A 16,645-nucleotide genomic window follows, 5' to 3' on the forward strand; every position below is an offset into this window, starting at 1 on the left:
GGCGCGTCCCCTTACACTTGTCGATGTCCGAGGGTCGGACATTCTTTTAGGGGAAATCCATGGCGGCAAAATTCGAGCTCAAGAAGGCCGTGAACGGCCAGTACTACTTCCACCTGAAGTCGGCGAACGGCGAGATCATCCTCGCGAGCGAGCGGTACGAGGAGAAAAGCGGCGCGAGGAACGGGATCGCGTCCGTGCGGGAAAATGCGCCGCTCGACGAGCGCTACGAGCGCACAACGGTGAACCGATGTTCAATCTGAAGGCAGCCAACCATCAGATCATCGGCACGAGCGAGACGTACAAAACCGTGCAAGGCCGCGAGAACGGCATCGCGGCCGTCAAGCGCGATGCGCCCATTGCGGAAACCGTCGATCTCGGCTGATCGACGATTGCGCCGCGGCGAACGCTCTCGGGCGGCCGTCGCGGCGCCCGTTTTGCCGGGTCGGGCAAAGCGCGGTATGGTGTGGTCCGCGCGGCGAATTCTCGCCGCCGCTGAAGCCAACCGTAACCGAGTTCGCGTGACCGATTCCCCCGTTTTCCACTGGACCGACGCCGACGGCGTCGATCATGCCGTGCGCTGGCGCTCCGAAGCCGGCGTGCAACCGCTGAAGCGCGCGGTGCCCGCCGACGACCGCCTCACCGCCGACGCGGCCTACCGTCTCGCCTGCGAGGGCACCGCGCTCGTCTGGCAGGGCGACTTTCAGAATGCGCGCCAGCTCGTGCAGGCGATGGCGCGCCGTGTCGAACGCAAGCCGAAGAAGGCGAAAGCCGCGGCCGGCGTCGAAGCATTCAACCTGCATCGTCTCGCGCAATCGCAGCGCGCCCGCACGCTCGGCATGCTGCTGATCCCGCTCGACGCCGATTACACGATCCCGCTGCGCCGTGCGCCCGACGTGCGTGCGGCCTGCGAGGAGGCGTACGGTCCCGGCGGCGCGCCGTCGGTCGTGTCGCTGCGCGAACTGCTTGGCCTCGTCGGCGCGCACGAGTGGCGCAAGAAGGGCGTGCCGATCCCGGCGCTCGGCGGCGCGCCGATCCATCCGCACTACGGCGTGTTTTCGCCGGTGCGCGGCGAATACGTGGAGCTCGTCGCGCGTGCGCCGCTGCCGGCGACGTCGCTCGCGTTCGATATCGGCACGGGCACCGGCGTGCTCGCGGCGGTGCTCGCGTCGCGCGGCGTCGAGCGTATCGTCGCGACCGACCAGGATTCGCGCGCGCTCGCCTGTGCGCGCGAGAACGTCGCGCGGCTCGGTCATGCGGGCCAGGTCGAGATCGTCGAGGCCGATCTGTTTCCGGCCGGCCGGGCGCCGCTCGTGGTCTGCAATCCGCCGTGGGTGCCGGCCCGGCCGAGCGCGCCGATCGAATACGCGGTCTACGATCCCGACAGCCGCATGCTGCGCGGTTTCCTAGCCGGGCTGGCCGCGCACCTGGAGCCGGGCGGTGAAGGCTGGCTGATCCTGTCCGATTTCGCCGAGCATCTCGGCCTGCGGCCGCGCGAAATCCTGCTGCAATGGATCGACGAAGCCGGCCTCGTCGTGCTCGGCCGCGACGACATCCGGCCCGCGCACCCGAAGTCGACGGACGCCGACGATCCGCTGCATGCGGCGCGTCGCGCCGAGGTCACGTCGCTGTGGCGGCTCGGCGCCCGGGCCTGACCGCGTATTTTCGGTAAACTGTCGCCATTCCTCACGAATTTCCGCCGCCGGGCCGTGGTCGACCGACCGTGGCCCGGCGGCGCTTCACGATGTCGAACAAGACCCACGAAATCCGCCCGGAGCAGTCCGTCGAGCTGCTGAAGGAACTGCACATCCTCACCCGCGACGGCAAGCTGAACCAGGACAGTCGCCGCAAGCTGAAGCAGGTCTATCACCTGTTCCAGTTCATCGAGCCGCTGCTCGCCGGCGTGCAGGCCGACAAAGGCCACGTGACGCTCGTCGATCACGGTGCCGGCAAGTCGTATCTCGGCTTCATCCTGTACGACCTGTTCTTCAAGCAGCAGCCGGGGCACGGCACGCCGGCGTTCGCGTCGCACGTGTACGGCATCGAGACGCGCGAGGAACTCGTCACGCGCTCGACCGAGCTCGCCGCGCGGCTCGGGTTCGGCGGCATGTCGTTCCTGAACCTGTCGGTCGCCGATTCGATCACGTCACCGCAACTGCCCGACACGGTCGACGTCGTCACCGCGCTGCACGCGTGCGACACGGCGACCGACGACGCGATCCGCTTTGCGCTCGCGAAGCGCGCGCAGCACATCGTGCTGGTGCCGTGCTGTCAGGCGGAAGTCGCGGGCGTGCTGCGCAAGAACAAGGGCAAGTCGCTCGCGAATGCGCTGACCGAGGTGTGGCGGCACCCGCTGCATACGCGCGAATTCGGCAGCCAGATCACCAACGTGCTGCGCTGCCTGCAGCTCGAGGCGCACGGCTACCAGGTCAGCGTGACCGAGCTGGTCGGCTGGGAGCATTCGATGAAGAACGAGCTGATCATCGCGCAGTACAAGAACCTGCCGCGCCGCAAGCCCGGCGAGCGGCTCAACGAGATCCTCGGGATGTTCGGGCTCGCCGAGCTGAACGAGCGCTTCTTCGTCGCGCAAGCCGCTGCGGCGGGCGACGCCGCCGTCGAGCCGGCCGAAGGCTGACGGCGCGGGTGCGCGGGCATGGCGCCCGCGCGGCACACGTCACACGTCGTCGCCCGGCCGGCGCATCCATTCGCGCCAGCCTTCGTGGCCGAGGCGGCGCAGCGTTTCCTGATTCTTTTCGTAGATCGCGGACGCGTCCGGGAACGCGTCGACCGCGCGCGCGATGCTGTCCTCGCGCAGCAGGTGCAGGATCGGATACGGCGCGCGGTTCGTGTAGTTCTCGATGTCGTCGGGTTCGGTGCCGTCGAACTGGTATTGCGGATGGAAGCTCGCGATCTGCAGCACGCCGTCGAGCCGCAATTGCTGAACGAGCCGCTCGGCGAAGAACAGCGCATCGTTGTAGTCGACGAAATCGGCGAACGCATGCGGGTAGATCACGAGCGTCGTATCGATCTGCTGCGGGTCCGCCGCGTCGAGCAAGCGCAGCTCGGTTTCGAGTTCGGCGAGCGCGTCCTCCAGGGTCGTCGCTTCGCTGATCGCGTAGCGCACCTGTTCCTTCACGTAGACGCTTTTCGCGAACGGGCACAGATTGAGCCCGATCACCGCGCGCGCGAGCCAGTGCCGCGTGGCGGCGAGGATGTCGTCGTGCGAGTCGGGGCGGGTGTCGGTCATCGTGATACCAGTCGGGCGGAAGGGCTATGAGGGCTGCATTGTAGCGGGGCGCGCCGCAGACGAACCCGCGCGGCCCGTCACGCGCAGGCGGCTTCGATCAACTGCGTGACGAGCGCGGGCGCGCTGCCGATCGGCGTTTCGCCGTGCCGGTAGGTCTGGCTCGCCGCGTAGATGCCTTCGACCACCAGCGCGAGCGCATCGGCGAGCGCCTTCGGCTGCCGTGCGCCGGCGCCTTCGCACAGCGCGACGAGCCGTTTCATCAGCTGTTCCTTGTTCTGCGCGACGCGTTCGCGCGCCGGGTGCGACGCATCCGGGAATTCGGCGGCGACGTTGACGAACGGGCAGCCGCGATAGTCCTTTTGCGTCGCGCGCTCGGCGAGATCGACGAAGTACTGGATCAACTGCGCCTTCGGCTGCCCCGGATGCTTCGCGGCGCTCGTGTCGAGCCGCTCGAAGAAGCACGCGTCCATGCGTTCCAGATACGCGAGGATCAGCTCGTCCTTCGACGAGAACTGCCGGTACAGGCTCATCTTGTTGACGCCCGCGCGTTCCACCACCGCCTCGACGCCGACCGTGCGCACGCCTTCCTTGTAAAACAGCTCCTCGGCGGCACGCAGCAGGTGCTCCTGCGCGGTCGCGCCGTCGATCGGCCGGCGTGTGCGCCGCGCCGGCGGTTTGGCGACCTCGATGCCCGACATGATGACCCTCGACTACGTAATGGATTGCTTGACATGTTACCGACTGGTAACTACGATCGCAACACACTTGTGACCGGTCGGTAACAATCGCGGCCGGATCAACAGACGAATGCCAAGCGTCGGCCCGGGTCAGCCGATGTTGAAATGCGCGGCGGAGGTGGCCTGGTCGGGGCGGGGCAGGTGCGATGGCACCGCAACCGCCAACTGGAGAACGCGAAGATGAACTGGGCAGTGACACGAATCAGAGGGCGCTTCCATTACGGATGGCTCGCGGCGGCGGTGGTATTCCTGATCCTGCTGGCGGCAGCCGGCACGCGCGCGACGCCGAGCGTGCTGATGGTGCCGCTCGAACGCGAGCTCGGCTGGAGCCGCGCGGCGATTTCGCTGGCGATTTCGGTGAACATCGCGCTGTATGGTCTGACGGGCCCGTTCGCGGCTGCCGCGATGCAGCGCTTCGGGCTGCGCCCGACGATCCTCACCGCGCTGGTGACGATGAGCGCGGGCGTCGCGCTGTCGTCGATGATGACGCAGAGCTGGCAGATGGTCGTGATCTGGGGGCTGATGGTCGGCTGCTCGACGGGCGTCGTCGCGCTGACGCTGTCCGCGACCTTCGTCACGCGCTGGTTCCATGCGCGGCGCGGCCTCGTGATGGGCATCCTGACCGCGAGCACGGCCACCGGCCAGCTCGTGTTCCTGCCGATGCTCGCGGCGATCGCGCAGCGCCACGGCTGGCGGCCGGTCGTGTTGGTCGTCGCGGTGGCGGCCGCGATCGTGATTCCGCTCGTCGCGTTCCTGCTGCCCGAGCGGCCGGCCGACGTGCGGTTGCGCCCGTACGGCGAGCCGGCCGATGCGCCGCCCGCGCCCGACGCGACCAAGGAGAACCCGCTCGCGGTCGCGTTCCGCACGCTGCTGATGGCGAGCCGCTCGCGCGATTTCTGGCTGCTGTTCTTCAGCTTCTTCATCTGCGGCGCGAGCACCAACGGCTATGTCGGCACGCACCTGATCGCGATGTGCAGCGACTACGGGATGACCGAAGTGCAGGGCGCGTCGCTGCTCGCGGCGATGGGCATCTTCGACCTGTTCGGCACGACACTGTCGGGATGGTTGTCGGACCGTTACGACAACCGCGTGCTGCTGTTCTGGTATTACGGGCTGCGCGGGCTGTCGCTGATCTATCTGCCGCATGCGTTCGGGATCGACTTCTTCGGGCTGCCGCTGTTCGCGATGTTCTACGGGCTCGATTGGATCGCAACCGTGCCGCCCACCGTGCGGCTCGCGACCGACGTGTTCGGCAAGGCCGCGGCGCCGGTCGTGTTCGGCTGGATCGTGGCCGGCCACCAGCTCGGCGCGGCATTCGCGGCGCTCGGCGCGGGGCTGCTGCGCGCGAGTCTCGGCACCTATACGATCGCGTCGATGATCTCGGGCGGGCTGTGCATCATCGGGGCGCTGATCGTGCTGCGGATCAACCGCGGCCCGTCGCGCGCGGCGGCGCAGGCAGCCTGATCGGGGCGCGTCCGACCGGCCGCCCACGCTGCGGCCGGCCATTGCACGCACGGAGATTTGCATAGCGCGGCAGGATCGGGCGCGCCGTCGCTCAAGCGGGTATGCTTGCGGTTTGCCGGGCGTTCGCGCCCCTTCATCGATGTCAGCGAGGAACCGCATGTCTGTCAAACCTGCTCCCACCACTGTTTCGATTCACGATCTGATCGCGGGCCGCTGGAGCCCGCGCGCGTATTCGGATGAAGCCGTCAGCGCCGGCGATCTTCACGCGGTGCTCGAAGCGGCACGCTGGGCCCCGTCCGCGTACAACGCGCAACCGTGGCGTTTCATCGTATTCGATCGCACCCAGGATGAAGACGCGTTCAAACGCGCGTTCGCGACGCTGGTGCCGTTCAACCAGGGCTGGAATGCACCGGCGCCGGTGCTGATCGCGGTCACCGCGCACACGCTCACGCCGAAGGGCGAGCCGGCGCCGACCGCGCTGTACGACGCCGGCGCCGCCGCGATGTCGCTGGTGCTGCAGGCGCACGCGCTCGGCCTCGCCGCGCACCAGATGAGCGGGTTCGACGCGAAGGCGTTCCGCGACGCGTTCGCGATTCCGGCGGACGTCGCGATCGCGTCGATCATCTCGCTCGGCCACTACGGCAACGTCGACAAGCTCGACCCCGTGCTGCGCGATCGCGAAAAGGCACCGCGCACGCGCCATGCGATCGGCGAAGTCGTCTACGCGGGTGCGTGGAAAAAGAGCTTCGACGCGGCAGCCTGACTCCGCAGGCGGGCAGGCTGCATCGCGCATCCTGTCCGCGCATGTTCCCGGTGCGCCACGCCGCGCGCCGTCGCCACGCCGCGCGCCGTCGCCACCGGCGCCCGTTGCGCGGCACCGGTGGCCGGCCCCGGTTGTGATCGCGCGGGCTTCATGTTAAAAAGCCCGTCCTTTCCGTTTTCGCGCCGGCCCTGCTGCGGCAATTTCCCATGACTTACTGCGCGATCGATTTCGGCACGTCCAATTCCGCCGTGGCGCTGCCCGACGGCGATGGCATGCGCCTCGCGCCCGTCGAGGGCGACCACCTGACGCTGCCCACCGCGATCTTCTTCAACAACGACGAAGAGACGGTCGAATACGGCCGGGCGGCGCTGGCTTCCTATATCGACGGTTTCGACGGCCGGCTGATGCGCTCAATGAAGAGCATCCTCGGCTCGCCGCTCGCGGAAACGACCACCGATCTCGGCGACGGCAGTGCGATCGCGTACACCGAAATCATCGCGCGCTTCCTGACGCACCTGAAACGCAAGGCCGAAGCGCGCGCACGCGCGCCGATCGGCCGCGCGGTGCTCGGCCGGCCGGTGTTCTTCGTCGACGACGATCCGCGCGCCGACCGTCTCGCGCAGGATCAGCTCGAGGCGGCCGCGCGATCGGTCGGCTTCGCGGACGTTCACTTCCAGTACGAACCGATCGCCGCCGCGTTCGACTACGAGTCGCGCCAGCCGGCCGAGCGTCTGGTACTCGTCGCCGACATCGGCGGCGGCACGTCCGACTTCTCGCTGGTGCGCGTCGGGCCGGAACGGATGGCGCGCCTCGAGCGCAAGGACGACGTGCTGGCGCACCACGGCGTGCACGTCGCGGGCACCGACTACGACCGGCGGGTCGAGCTGGCGGCGATCCTGCCCGCATTCGGCTACCGTTCGCTCGACCCGGAAGGGCGCGAGCTGCCGAACAAGATCTATTTCGATCTCGCGACCTGGCACCTGATCAACACCGTCTACACGCCGAAGCGCGTCGGCGAGCTCAAGCTGATGAAGCACCTGTACCAGGACGTGCGGCAGTACGACCGGCTCACGAGCGTGGTCGAGCAGCGGCTCGGGCATGCGCTGATGGCGCGCGCGGAAGAAGCGAAGATCGGCGTCGCGGCGGGCGGGGAGACGATGATCGACCTGAACGACGTGGAAGAGGATCTGCTGATCGCGTTCGACGCCGATCGTCTCGTCGACGCGAGTCGGGACGATACCGCACGCATCGTCGATGCCGCGCGCGAAACGGTGCGGCTCGCGGGCGTGGCGCCGCGCGATGTCGGGGCGCTGTATTTCACCGGCGGTTCGACGGGGCTCGCGTTCCTGTCGGGCGCGCTTGCCGGCGCGTTCCCGGATGCGCAGCCGGTGTTCGGCGATCGCCTCGCGAGTGTCGCGACGGGTCTCGGCATTCACGCGCAGCGATTGTTCGGCTGAATGGCGGGCGGCTGAAAGGTCGTCATGCCGGGCGGACGACCAACGCCCAAAAACAAAAAGCCCCGCCGAAGCGGGGCTTTTTTACACGAATGATCGCGCCAGCTTAGACCGGACGGATGTTCGCAGCTTGCAGACCCTTCGGGCCCGTCTTCACTTCGAATTCAACCTTCTGGTTTTCTTGCAGCGTCTTGAAGCCTTCGACGCGGATTTCCGAGAAGTGCGCGAACAGATCGTCGCCGCCGCCTTCCGGGGTGATGAAGCCGAAGCCCTTTGCGTCATTGAACCACTTGACGGTACCGGTTGCCATGTTACTTGTTCCTAAAAAGATAAAACGGGGCCGAAGCCCATGGGGTGCGGAAAATCAAGGAAGGGGTAATAGGACCAACCGGAGTACCGTTGATGGGCGAACTACGAAAGAACCAATTCACTCGCCACTTGAAATCCTGCGAAGTCCTTTATACGGCTAATCCGTCTGACGGTCAACCGTATTCCCATGCTCTCAGGGTTATTGCGGATATCTGGTTTACAAAGCTTGCAAGCGATGCGAATTTTTTGTAGGGGGCGATCGATTTTGGCGCCACGTTCGAGGTGCAACCGTTAAACTACGCGCCGCGTGGACGGGTTGCCCCGATCGGGTGACCCTCCCCCCAAGAATGCGTGCGCGGTGCTGTCCGAGCCGATCCCGGACTGCAGGCCGACCATGCTTTTTGAGACACAGGAGAGGATGTGAAGAGTTCTATTCAACGGAACATCGGCCCGTTTGCATTGATGCTGACGGGGCTGGGTTCGATTATCGGCTCGGGCTGGCTGTTCGGTGCCTGGAAAGCCGCGAAGATCGCCGGTCCGGCGGCGATCTGCGCCTGGATCATCGGCGCCGTCGTGATTCTGGCGATTGCGCTGACGTATGCGGAACTGGGCGCGATGTTCCCCGAGTCGGGCGGCATGGTGCGTTACGCGCGCTACTCGCACGGTTCGCTGGTGGGCTTCATCAGTGCATGGGCCAACTGGATCGCGATCGTATCCGTGATTCCGATCGAGGCCGAAGCGTCGATCCAGTACATGAGCACGTGGCCGTATCCGTGGGCGCACGCGTTGTTCGTGAACGGCGAATTGCAGACCCTCGGCCTGCTGCTGTCGGCCGTGCTGGTCGTCGTCTACTTCATGCTGAACTACTGGGGTGTGAAGGCCTTCGCGCGGGCGAACACCGCGATCACGATCTTCAAGTTCCTGATCCCCGGCCTCACGATCCTCGGCCTGATGCTGACGAGCTTCCACTCGGAGAACCTCGGCGTCGCATCGAATGCGAGCTTCGCGCCGTACGGCTGGTCGGCCGTGCTGACCGCGGTCGCGACGAGCGGCATCGTGTTCGCGTTCAACGGCTTCCAGAGCCCGGTGAACCTGGCCGGTGAAGCGCGCAATCCGTCGCGCAGCGTGCCGTTCGCGGTGATCACGTCGATCCTGCTGGCGCTCGTGATCTACGTGCTGCTGCAAATGGCCTATATCGGTTCGGTGAATCCGGCCGACGTCGCGAAGGGCTGGGCGCACTTCAACTTCTCGTCGCCGTTCGCGGAACTCGCGATCGCGCTGAACCTGAACTGGCTCGCGATCCTGCTGTACGTCGACGCGTTCATCAGCCCGAGCGGCACCGGTACGACCTACATGGCGACGACCACCCGCATGATCTATGCAATGGAGCGCAACAACACGATGCCGAAGATGTTCGGCAACGTGCATCCGATCTACGGCGTGCCGCGCCAGGCGATGTGGTTCAACCTGCTCGTGTCGTTCGTGTTCCTGTTCTTCTTCCGCGGCTGGAGCTCGCTCGCGGCGGTGATCTCGGTCGCGACGGTGATCTCGTACCTGACCGGCCCGATCAGCCTGATGGCGCTGCGCCGTTCGGCGACCGACATCGAGCGTCCGCTGTCGATTCCGCTGATGAAGCTGATCGCCCCGTTCGCGTTCGTGTGCGCCTCGCTGATCCTGTACTGGGCGAAGTGGCCGCTGACGGGCGAAATCATCCTGCTGATGATCGTCGCGCTGCCGGTGTATTTCTACTTCCAGGCGAAGTCGGGCTGGACCGGCTGGGGCGCCGACCTGAAGGCCGCATGGTGGCTGGTCGCGTACCTGCCGACGATGGCCGTGCTGTCGCTGATCGGCAGCAAGGAGTTCGGCGGTCATGGCTACCTGCCGTACGGCTGGGACATGCTGATCGTCGCGGCGATCTCGCTGGTGTTCTACTTCTGGGGCGTGAATACCGGTTACCGGACCCAGTATCTCGACGAGCGCGAGTCGCACGACGAGATCCTCGAAGGGATCGGTGCCTGACGCCTGACCTGCCGCCGGATTCGGCGGCGGCAGGATGCAGTGAAAAAAGCCCGCCCGGGCATGGCCCGGGCGGGCTTTTTGTTGGCCCGGCGGCGGCGCCGCCGTCCAGGCTCAGGCGCTGGCGCTCGCGAACACGTAGTTCGTCATCGCGAGCACGCGCTGATAGGTGCCGAGCGACTGGATGCCGAGTTGGTAGTCGTCGTCCGCCGCGCCGAGCGCCGTGAAGACCGGCAGCAAATGTTCGTCGGTCGGATGCATCAGCGCCGCGTGCGGCGCCTGCCGGCGGTAGTCGAGCAGCGCGTCGACGTCGCGGGCGGCCAGTTTCGCCTCGAACCAGTCGGTGAATTCCGCGACGCGCGGGTCCGCATCCTCGGGCGCCGCGCCGAAATCGGCGGCGCGCAGGTTGTGCGTGATCTGGCCCGAGCCGATCACCATCACGCCTTCGTCGCGCAGCGGTCGCAGCGCGCGGCCGAGCGCGAAGTGATGTGCGGCATCCGCGCGCGGCTGGATCGACAGTTGCGCGACCGGCACGTCGGCTTCCGGAAACATCAGCAGCATCGGCACCCATGCGCCATGATCGAGACCGTGTTCGGTCGTCGCGGTCGCGATGCCCGCCGCGTTCAGCAGCGCGGCCGCGCGCTCGGCGACGTCGGGTGCGCCCGGCGCCGGATAGCGGATGTCGTACAGCGCCTGCGGGAAACCGTAGAAGTCGTGAATCGTGTCCGGATGCGCGGCGACGCTCGCGACCGGTCGTTGCGTGCCCCAGTGCGCGGACAGCATCAGCACCGCGCGTGGGCGCGGCAGCTCGGCGCCGAGGTGCGTGAACGCGCCGGACGGCAGCGCCGGGTCGATCGGCAGCGTCGGGGCGCCGTGGGACAGGTACAGCGAAGGCAAGCGGTTCATGGTGGTGACCTGCAAAAGGATTTGCCTGTGACTATAGGCGTGTACCGTGCATTGATAAATCGACGCTACGGAATTTGATTGACGCTTGTTTGTTGATAATAGCGGCGAAGGCTGGCTTTCGGATGCCGAGTCGCATCAGAAGGCGTGAAATGGAAGGAGTTGCTGCGCGAATCGGTGGAGATCCGCGCAGAAGAGGCGTGGCTTACTGCGCGTGGCGGATGCCGGGCCACGGCGTCGTGAGCGGCGCGCTGAGGGCGAACAGGTCGAGGACGCGCGTGACGGTCTGGTCGACGAGTTCCTCGATCGTCTTCGGCATCGCGTAGAACGCGGGCAGCGGCGGAAAGACGATGCCGCCCATTTCGGTGACGGCGGTCATGTTGCGCAGATGCGCGAGATTGAACGGCGTCTCGCGCACCATCAGCACGAGACGGCGGCGTTCCTTCAGCGTGACGTCGGCCGCGCGGGTGATCAGGTTGTCGGACAGCCCGTGCGCGACGCTCGCGAGCGTCTTCATCGAGCAGGGCGCGATCACCATGCCGTCGGTCGCGAACGAGCCCGACGCGATCGTCGCGCCGACGTCGCGCACCGAATGCACGACGTCCGCACGGCTTTCGACATCGGCCTTCGGCAGCTTCAGTTCATGCTGGATGTTGAGCCAACCGGCGTTCGAAATCAGCAGATGCGTTTCGACGCCGCCGGCGGCGCGCAGCAGATCGAGCAGCCGCACACCGTAGATCACGCCGGTGGCGCCGGTGATCGCGACGATCAGCCGGCGCGGCGGCGCGCTGGGAGATGCCATCGAAAGGGGGCGGGTGCCGCGTGTTACGCGGCGGCGAACAGTTGCTGCAGTTCGCCCGACTGGTACATCTCCATCATGATGTCCGAGCCGCCGATGAATTCGCCCTTCACGTACAGCTGCGGGATGGTCGGCCAGTTCGAGAATGCCTTGATGCCCTGGCGGATTTCGTCGTCCTCGAGCACGTTGACCGTCTTGAACTGGTCGACGCCGCAGGCCTTCAGCACCTGCACGGCGCGGCCCGAGAAGCCGCACATCGGGAATTGCGCGTTGCCCTTCATGAAGAGCACGACCTGGTTTTCGTCGACGATTTGCTTGATACGTTGTTGGGTGTCCATGACTGACCTTGCGTTTGCGGGGCGTTAGATCGAAATGATAGCGGATTTCAACCGGGCGGGCCGGGCATCAGCCCGGCAGGCGGCCGCCGGTCGTGCGTTCGATGGCGGCGAGATCGGCGAGCGATTCGACCGCGACGAAGCCGTGCGACGCCAGTATCGCGCGGACGGCTTCGGCCTGGTCGTAGCCGTGCTCGATCCACAGCGTGCCGCCCGGTTTCAGATAGGCGCCGGCGCCCGCGACGATCGCGCGGATCGCGCTGAGGCCATCGGCGCCGTCGGTGAGCGCGCCGCGCGGCTCGAAACGCAGATCGCCTTGCGCGAGGTGCGGATCGTGCTGCGCGATGTACGGCGGGTTGCTGACGATCGCGTCGAACCCGAGCGCGGGATCGAGCGCCGCGTACCAGTCACTCTGCAGCCAGTGCAGCGGGCCGCCGGGGCGGTGCGCGTCGAGCAGCTTGTCGGCGTTGCGTTGCGCGACCGCGAGCGCGGCCGGCGAACGGTCGAGCGCCCAGACGCGCGCATCGGGGCGCTCGGCCGCGATCGACACGGCGATCGCGCCGCTGCCGGTGCCGAGATCGAGCACGGCCGCGTGCGGCAGCCCGTCGATCGCATCGAGCGCGGCTTCGACGAGCAGTTCGGTTTCGGGGCGCGGGATCAGCACGTCGGGCGTCACGTCGAACGGGCGGCCGAAGAACTCGCGCATCCCCACCAGCTGCGCGATGGGCTCGCCGGCGACGCGGCGCGCTTCGAGCGCGCGGTAGCGTTCGACCGCGGCGGCGTCGAGCGGCGCGTCGCCGCGCGTGATCAGTTGCGTGCGGGTCCAGCCGAGCGCGTGCGCGAGCAGCACGCGTGCATCGACCGGGTCGAGCGGCGAGGCGCGCAGCAGGGCGTCGGCGGTGGTGTCGGACATCGTGGCCTTAGTCGGCTTCGCCGAGCGACGCGAGCAACTCGGCCTGGTGCTCGGTGACGAGCGCGCCGATCAGTTCGTCGAGATCGCCGTCCATGATCGCCTCGAGCCGGTACAGCGTCAGGTTGATCCGGTGGTCGGTCATCCGGCCCTGCGGGAAGTTGTACGTGCGGATGCGCTCCGAGCGGTCGCCGGAGCCGATCAGGCTCTTGCGCGTCGCGGCTTCCTTCGCGTGCTGCTCGTGATACTGCTTGTCCTTGATGCGCGCGGCGAGCACCTTCAGCGCGCGATCCTTGTTCTTGTGCTGCGAGCGGTCGTCCTGGCATTCGACGACGATCCCGGTCGGGATGTGCGTGACGCGCACCGCCGAATCGGTCTTGTTGATGTGCTGACCGCCCGCGCCGGACGCGCGGAACGTGTCGATCCGCAGGTCGGCCGGATTGATCTCGACCTCGCCGATCTCGTCGGCTTCCGGCATCACGGCGACCGTGCACGCGGACGTATGGATGCGCCCCTGCGTCTCGGTGGCCGGCACGCGCTGCACGCGATGGCCGCCCGATTCGAACTTCAGGCGCGAATACGCACCCTGGCCCGCGATCCGCACGATCACTTCCTTGTAGCCGCCGAGATCCGACGCGCTCTCCGACATCATTTCGACCTGCCAGCGCTGGCGTTCCGCGAAGCGCAGGTACATGCGCAGCAGGTCGCCCGCGAATAGCGCCGATTCGTCGCCGCCCGTGCCCGCGCGGATTTCGAGGAAGATGTTGCGGTCGTCGTTCGGGTCCTTCGGCAGCAGCATCTTCTGCAGCTCGGTCTCGAGGCGCGCCATGCCCTCGCGCGCGCTGCGGATTTCGTCTTCCGCGAAATCGCGCATCGACGGATCGGCCAGCAGCTCCTGCGCGGCCGTTTCGTCGCTGCGCGACTGGCGCCATAACGCGTATTGTTCGACGACCGGGCCGAGTTCCGCATGTTCGCGCGTCAGCTTGCGGTACTGGTCGAGGTCGGCCGTGACGTTTTCGCGGCTCAGCAGGTCGTTCAGTTCGGCCAGCCGTGTGGACAGCTGGTCGAGCTTGCGTTGCATGCTCGTCTTCATGGTGTGGAGCGGCGCTCCCGGGCAAGGGGTATTCGGAAAGGATAGGCCGGCGGCAGGACAATGCGCGGCCGGCGGCAGGGCGACCGGGCGGCGCTAGTGGCCGGACTGGTCGTTCGAGCGCGGCGCGTGCTGGTAGAAGCCGCGCATCAGGTCGATCAGCGAATCGCGATCGGCGCCGTTGACGCGGTTGAGCGCGCTCGTCGGGCCGTGGATCAGCTTGTTGGTCAGCGCCTGCGACAGCGCTTCGAGCACGGCGGCCGGATCGTCACCGCGCGCGAGCAGCTTCTGCGCCTTTTCGACTTCGGCCCGGCGCAATGCGTCGGCCTGCGTGTGCATGTGACGGATCACCGGCACGACGCTGCGCGTGTCGAGCCATTGCATGAAATTCTGCACGCGCGTCTCGATGATCGCCTCGGCCTGGGCGACCGCGGCCTGGCGCGATGCGTTGCCTTCGCGCACGATCGCGCCGAGATCGTCGACGGTGTACAGGAACACGTCCTTCAGCTTGCCGACTTCGGGCTCGATGTCGCGCGGCACCGCGAGGTCGACCATGAAGATCGGCCGGTGGCGGCGCGCCTTCACCGCGCGCTCGACCGCGCCGAGACCGATGATCGGCAGCGTCGACGCGGTGCACGACACGATGATGTCGAATTCGTGCATGCGGGTGGGCAGGTCGGCCAGCGGCATCGCGCGGCCGTTGAAGCGTTCGGCGAGCCGCTGGCCGCGTTCGGCCGTGCGGTTCGCGACGACCAGTTCGCGCGGGCCTTGCGCGGCGAAGTGCGTCGCGCACAGCTCGATCATTTCGCCCGCGCCGATGAACAGCACGCGCTGATCCGACACCTTTTCGAAGATCCGCTGCGCGAGGCGCACCGCAGCCGCGGCCATCGACACCGACTGCGTGCCGATTTCGGTCGTGCCGCGCACTTCCTTCGCCACCGCGAACGTACGCTGGAACAGCTGGTTCAGATAAGTGCCGAGCGCGCCCGCTTCGGTCGCGGTGCGAACGGCATCCTTCATCTGGCCCAGAATCTGGGTTTCGCCGAGCACCATCGAATCGAGGCCGGACGCGACGCGAAACGCGTGCCGGACCGCTTCCGACTGCGGCAGTGCATAGACGTGCGGCGCGAGTTCGTCGACCGGAATCCGGTGATATTCCGACAGCCAGCGGACCGCGCCTTCACGGGCAGCACGATCGTCGGTCGCGCAATACAGCTCGGTGCGGTTGCAGGTGGAGAGGATCGCCGCCTCGGGCGTATTGGGCGCCTGCGGGCCGAGAAACACGTTCTTGAACGTGACGAGAGCCGGCTTGATTTGCTCGAGCGGAAACGCCACGCGTTCGCGCAGGGCGACAGGCGCAGTGTGGTGGTTGATTCCGATCGTGAGGAGTTGCATATCGAGGGCTATCGTTTAGGCCCATATTATAGCGTTTCAGCGATTTCCTCACTCGCGGCATACCGGGCATCGGCGTGGCGGGGCCGCGAATTTGGGGGCTCGATCGGCACGCGGTCGAGCTGGTAGCCGAAGCCATAGAGCGGCAACAGCCGGTAGCCGCGCTCCGGAAGCAACTGCAATTTGCTGCGCAGCCGGGACGCATGCGTGTCGAGCGTGCGCGACTTCATGTCGCGGCGGCGCGCCCATACCGTTTCGAGGATATGGGCGCGCGATACGGGCCGCGACAGGTTCGTGAACAGCAACTGTGCGAAACGGAACTCCTTCGGCGTGAGTGAAACGATTGCGTCGCCGAAACGGACGAGGCAATGCGTGGCGTCGAACGTGTATTCGCCATACATTTCGCGCGAGCGGGTGGGCAGCCGCCGGACGCCGGCGCGCCGGCTCAGCGCATTGACGCGCGCGAGCAGCTCGGGCCCGCTCACGGGCCGCACGAGACAATCGTCGGCGCCCGCGTGCAGGCACGAGACGATTTCGCTTTCGCGCGCCGACTGCATCACGGCGATGGCGGGCAACCCGGGCAGGACCGCCTGCGCGCGCGGAATGACTTCCTGCGCCGGCTGGTCGCCGGCCCAGTGGCCGGTGACCAGCATGTCGCAGGTGTTGTCGGCGGCGAGCCACTCGAAGAATGCGGCGCCGGACGGAAATGCGTGGCACACGTGACCGCCCGCGAAGAGCAGGCGGTTCAGGAGTGCGGTATGACGCGACTCCGGATCGATCAGAGCGATTCGCATGAGAATTTCTTCAATATGGCAGCCGGTGTGCGCTTGCCATAACGTCGAGTCGGCCCCTACACTCGAATGTTCGCGGCGCCCGGCTGGTCTCGGGTTCGATGGATGAATCGATGCTAGCCGCTGGTAACGTTCACGCCTATGGGACGAATCTGAATTTATAGAAGGCGTCGAATGAACTGGTTTGGAATCCTTGTCCTGGGAGCGGCCGTCGGGCTGTTCGGCCGCTGGCTGCATCCGATGCGGCGCACGGGCCGGCCCGCGTGGTGGATCGCGGTGCTCGTCGGCATCGTGGGCGCGGCCGCCGCCCGCATGGTCGGCAATCTCTCGGGACTGTTTTACGATGGCGAGACGCTCGAATGGCCGGTCTGCACCGGCGTCGCGTTCCTCGCCGTAGCCGTGACGGTCGCGCTGTCGGCCCGTCGCTGAATGCTCTCA

At 66.9% G+C, this 16,645-nt stretch carries 17 protein-coding genes and 1 pseudogene; 8 read left to right on the plus strand and 10 right to left on the minus strand.

The window, feature by feature from the left end; genetic code table 11:
- Positions 1-59 precede the first annotated feature (59 nt).
- The 3 genes and pseudogenes from AP428_RS15540 (at position 60) to AP428_RS15550 (ending at position 2,632) form a co-directional block, all read left to right on the plus strand.
- Positions 60-382, plus strand: a pseudogene (locus AP428_RS15540) (YegP family protein).
- Between the two features lie 136 nt (positions 383-518).
- On the plus strand, positions 519-1,652 hold the full coding sequence (locus tag AP428_RS15545) for a class I SAM-dependent methyltransferase (RefSeq protein ID WP_054928316.1): 1,134 nt from the start codon (positions 519-521) through the stop codon (positions 1,650-1,652).
- A gap of 89 nt (positions 1,653-1,741) precedes the next feature.
- Positions 1,742-2,632: an SAM-dependent methyltransferase gene (locus AP428_RS15550; protein ID WP_011546555.1), complete on the plus strand. Its 891-nt coding sequence runs from the start codon at positions 1,742-1,744 to the stop codon at positions 2,630-2,632.
- A 39-nt stretch (positions 2,633-2,671) separates the two neighbouring features.
- On the opposite strand, the gene AP428_RS15555 is transcribed toward AP428_RS15550, so the two are convergent.
- Positions 2,672-3,244, minus strand: a complete 573-nt coding sequence (locus AP428_RS15555) for a DUF1415 domain-containing protein (RefSeq protein ID WP_006477075.1) — start codon at positions 3,242-3,244, stop codon at positions 2,672-2,674.
- Positions 3,245-3,321: 77 nt separating this feature from the next.
- Entirely contained in the window at positions 3,322-3,942 is a 621-nt protein-coding gene (locus tag AP428_RS15560; RefSeq protein ID WP_011546554.1) for a TetR/AcrR family transcriptional regulator, read from the minus strand.
- A gap of 219 nt (positions 3,943-4,161) precedes the next feature.
- Here AP428_RS15560 and AP428_RS15565 point away from each other — a divergent pair, with 219 nt between their 5' ends.
- The 3 genes from AP428_RS15565 (at position 4,162) to AP428_RS15575 (ending at position 7,665) form a co-directional block, all read left to right on the plus strand.
- Positions 4,162-5,445 carry an MFS transporter gene (locus AP428_RS15565; RefSeq protein ID WP_011694131.1) on the plus strand — a complete coding sequence of 428 codons (1,284 nt, stop codon included), beginning with the start codon at positions 4,162-4,164 and terminating at the stop codon, positions 5,443-5,445.
- A gap of 157 nt (positions 5,446-5,602) precedes the next feature.
- Positions 5,603-6,208, plus strand: coding sequence for a nitroreductase family protein (locus AP428_RS15570; RefSeq protein WP_011546552.1), 606 nt, complete (start codon positions 5,603-5,605; stop codon positions 6,206-6,208).
- Positions 6,209-6,414: 206 nt separating this feature from the next.
- The gene (locus tag AP428_RS15575) at positions 6,415-7,665 is read left to right on the plus strand and encodes an Hsp70 family protein (RefSeq protein WP_053524791.1); all 1,251 of its coding nucleotides are present in this window, start codon (positions 6,415-6,417) and stop codon (positions 7,663-7,665) included.
- A 103-nt stretch (positions 7,666-7,768) separates the two neighbouring features.
- Here the strand turns inward: AP428_RS15575 and AP428_RS15580 are convergent, their stop codons facing one another.
- The gene (locus AP428_RS15580; RefSeq protein ID WP_006477070.1) at positions 7,769-7,972 is read right to left on the minus strand and encodes a cold-shock protein; all 204 of its coding nucleotides are present in this window, start codon (positions 7,970-7,972) and stop codon (positions 7,769-7,771) included.
- Positions 7,973-8,391: 419 nt separating this feature from the next.
- On the opposite strand from AP428_RS15580, the gene AP428_RS15585 reads away from it, so the two are divergent.
- Positions 8,392-9,990, plus strand: a complete 1,599-nt coding sequence (locus AP428_RS15585) for an APC family permease (protein ID WP_011546550.1) — start codon at positions 8,392-8,394, stop codon at positions 9,988-9,990.
- A 111-nt stretch (positions 9,991-10,101) separates the two neighbouring features.
- On the opposite strand, the gene AP428_RS15590 is transcribed toward AP428_RS15585, so the two are convergent.
- The 7 genes from AP428_RS15590 to AP428_RS15620 all read right to left on the minus strand — a co-directional run bounded on the left by AP428_RS15590 (position 10,102) and on the right by AP428_RS15620 (position 16,210).
- Positions 10,102-10,893 (minus strand): class III extradiol ring-cleavage dioxygenase, encoded by a 792-nt coding sequence (locus AP428_RS15590; RefSeq protein ID WP_054928317.1) that lies wholly within the window; start codon positions 10,891-10,893, stop codon positions 10,102-10,104.
- Between the two features lie 202 nt (positions 10,894-11,095).
- Complete coding sequence (locus tag AP428_RS15595) at positions 11,096-11,692, minus strand: UbiX family flavin prenyltransferase (protein WP_006477067.1); 597 nt, start codon at positions 11,690-11,692, stop codon at positions 11,096-11,098.
- A gap of 23 nt (positions 11,693-11,715) precedes the next feature.
- Positions 11,716-12,027 (minus strand): Grx4 family monothiol glutaredoxin, encoded by a 312-nt coding sequence (gene grxD, locus AP428_RS15600; RefSeq protein WP_006477066.1) that lies wholly within the window; start codon positions 12,025-12,027, stop codon positions 11,716-11,718.
- A 67-nt stretch (positions 12,028-12,094) separates the two neighbouring features.
- On the minus strand, positions 12,095-12,937 hold the full coding sequence (gene prmC, locus AP428_RS15605) for a peptide chain release factor N(5)-glutamine methyltransferase (protein WP_054928318.1): 843 nt from the start codon (positions 12,935-12,937) through the stop codon (positions 12,095-12,097).
- A gap of 7 nt (positions 12,938-12,944) precedes the next feature.
- Positions 12,945-14,027 (minus strand): peptide chain release factor 1, encoded by a 1,083-nt coding sequence (gene prfA / locus AP428_RS15610; RefSeq protein WP_006477064.1) that lies wholly within the window; start codon positions 14,025-14,027, stop codon positions 12,945-12,947.
- Positions 14,028-14,120: 93 nt separating this feature from the next.
- The gene (hemA, locus tag AP428_RS15615) at positions 14,121-15,419 is read right to left on the minus strand and encodes a glutamyl-tRNA reductase (protein ID WP_006477063.1); all 1,299 of its coding nucleotides are present in this window, start codon (positions 15,417-15,419) and stop codon (positions 14,121-14,123) included.
- A 26-nt stretch (positions 15,420-15,445) separates the two neighbouring features.
- The gene (locus AP428_RS15620; RefSeq protein ID WP_011546546.1) at positions 15,446-16,210 is read right to left on the minus strand and encodes a response regulator transcription factor; all 765 of its coding nucleotides are present in this window, start codon (positions 16,208-16,210) and stop codon (positions 15,446-15,448) included.
- 171 nt (positions 16,211-16,381) lie between these two features.
- On the opposite strand from AP428_RS15620, the gene AP428_RS15625 reads away from it, so the two are divergent.
- Positions 16,382-16,636 (plus strand): hypothetical protein, encoded by a 255-nt coding sequence (locus tag AP428_RS15625; RefSeq protein WP_006477062.1) that lies wholly within the window; start codon positions 16,382-16,384, stop codon positions 16,634-16,636.
- The last annotated feature ends 9 nt before the right edge of the window (positions 16,637-16,645 follow it).

Source organism: Burkholderia sp. E168m22, from assembly GCF_001319805.1.
Taxonomy (GTDB): domain Bacteria; phylum Pseudomonadota; class Gammaproteobacteria; order Burkholderiales; family Burkholderiaceae; genus Burkholderia; species Burkholderia orbicola.

What these genes read in the sequence shown, in the direction of transcription:
- AP428_RS15550 (WP_011546555.1), top strand. Translation starts at nt 1,742, where the DNA reads ATGTCGAACAAGACCCACGAAATCCGCCCGGAGCAGTCCGTCGAGCTG.
- AP428_RS15555 (WP_006477075.1), bottom strand. Translation starts at nt 3,244, where the DNA reads ATGACCGACACCCGCCCCGACTCGCACGACGACATCCTCGCCGCCACG.
- AP428_RS15560 (WP_011546554.1), bottom strand. Translation starts at nt 3,942, where the DNA reads ATGTCGGGCATCGAGGTCGCCAAACCGCCGGCGCGGCGCACACGCCGG.
- AP428_RS15565 (WP_011694131.1), top strand. Translation starts at nt 4,162, where the DNA reads ATGAACTGGGCAGTGACACGAATCAGAGGGCGCTTCCATTACGGATGG.
- AP428_RS15570 (WP_011546552.1), top strand. Translation starts at nt 5,603, where the DNA reads ATGTCTGTCAAACCTGCTCCCACCACTGTTTCGATTCACGATCTGATC.
- AP428_RS15575 (WP_053524791.1), top strand. Translation starts at nt 6,415, where the DNA reads ATGACTTACTGCGCGATCGATTTCGGCACGTCCAATTCCGCCGTGGCG.
- AP428_RS15580 (WP_006477070.1), bottom strand. Translation starts at nt 7,972, where the DNA reads ATGGCAACCGGTACCGTCAAGTGGTTCAATGACGCAAAGGGCTTCGGC.
- AP428_RS15590 (WP_054928317.1), bottom strand. Translation starts at nt 10,893, where the DNA reads ATGAACCGCTTGCCTTCGCTGTACCTGTCCCACGGCGCCCCGACGCTG.
- AP428_RS15595 (WP_006477067.1), bottom strand. Translation starts at nt 11,692, where the DNA reads ATGGCATCTCCCAGCGCGCCGCCGCGCCGGCTGATCGTCGCGATCACC.
- grxD (WP_006477066.1), bottom strand. Translation starts at nt 12,027, where the DNA reads ATGGACACCCAACAACGTATCAAGCAAATCGTCGACGAAAACCAGGTC.
- prmC (WP_054928318.1), bottom strand. Translation starts at nt 12,937, where the DNA reads ATGTCCGACACCACCGCCGACGCCCTGCTGCGCGCCTCGCCGCTCGAC.
- prfA (WP_006477064.1), bottom strand. Translation starts at nt 14,027, where the DNA reads ATGAAGACGAGCATGCAACGCAAGCTCGACCAGCTGTCCACACGGCTG.
- hemA (WP_006477063.1), bottom strand. Translation starts at nt 15,419, where the DNA reads ATGCAACTCCTCACGATCGGAATCAACCACCACACTGCGCCTGTCGCC.
- AP428_RS15620 (WP_011546546.1), bottom strand. Translation starts at nt 16,210, where the DNA reads ATGCGAATCGCTCTGATCGATCCGGAGTCGCGTCATACCGCACTCCTG.
- AP428_RS15625 (WP_006477062.1), top strand. Translation starts at nt 16,382, where the DNA reads ATGAACTGGTTTGGAATCCTTGTCCTGGGAGCGGCCGTCGGGCTGTTC.